This window comes from Pseudomonas sp. F220 (assembly GCF_057813935.1).
Genome location: NZ_JBVASJ010000141.1, coordinates 1 through 502, shown reverse-complemented (window position 1 = coordinate 502; position 502 = coordinate 1). Strand labels below are relative to the sequence as shown.

2 pseudogenes are annotated in these 502 nt (G+C 55.6%); one reads left to right on the top strand and one right to left on the bottom strand.

Annotation, left to right across the window (positions count from 1 at the left end):
• Window positions 1-134: 134 nt before the first annotated feature.
• Window positions 135-272: pseudogene (locus tag ACZYSM_RS29360) on the top strand (peptidase dimerization domain-containing protein); the annotation flags it as partial.
• A 103-nt stretch (window positions 273-375) separates the two neighbouring features.
• Here ACZYSM_RS29360 and ACZYSM_RS29355 read toward each other — a convergent pair.
• Window positions 376-502: pseudogene (locus tag ACZYSM_RS29355) on the bottom strand (IS630 family transposase); the annotation flags it as partial.

The window sequence follows — 502 nt, the reverse complement described above, 5'->3', positions numbered from 1 at the left end:
GCCGGTGTATTCGAGTTCGGAGAAGGTCTTCTGCACGCGCGTAACGCTCACGGAGAGGGTGGTTGGTTGAAGGTACTCAGTGTGCCAAGGGTGGGGACGGTTGGCTATTTTTGCAGCGTCTCCCTAGTCTGGTGATGGCGCTTCAGACTATCGTATCGCGCAATGTACCCGCGAGTGAGGCGGCGGTTGTTACTGTAGGCGCCATTCATGCCGGTAATGCCCACAATGTGATTCCCGAGCAGGCCACGCTGCTGCTGACGGTGCGAGCAATGGATCACGCTGTTCGCGCACTACTTGAGCGGCGGATTCGCGAGTTGAGCGAGTCGCATGCGCTTAGTTTCGGGGTGACCGCCGAAATCGAATACAACTATGTCACTAGTGTGCTGTCTCAGAAAAAACGTTCTCTTTGGACTGTGATGCCATCGCCTCTCGCGCACGCTGGATCTTGCGCAAGATGTCTTCACCTTTTGCATTCCAGACGTATAGGCTTGGCTGAGCATTG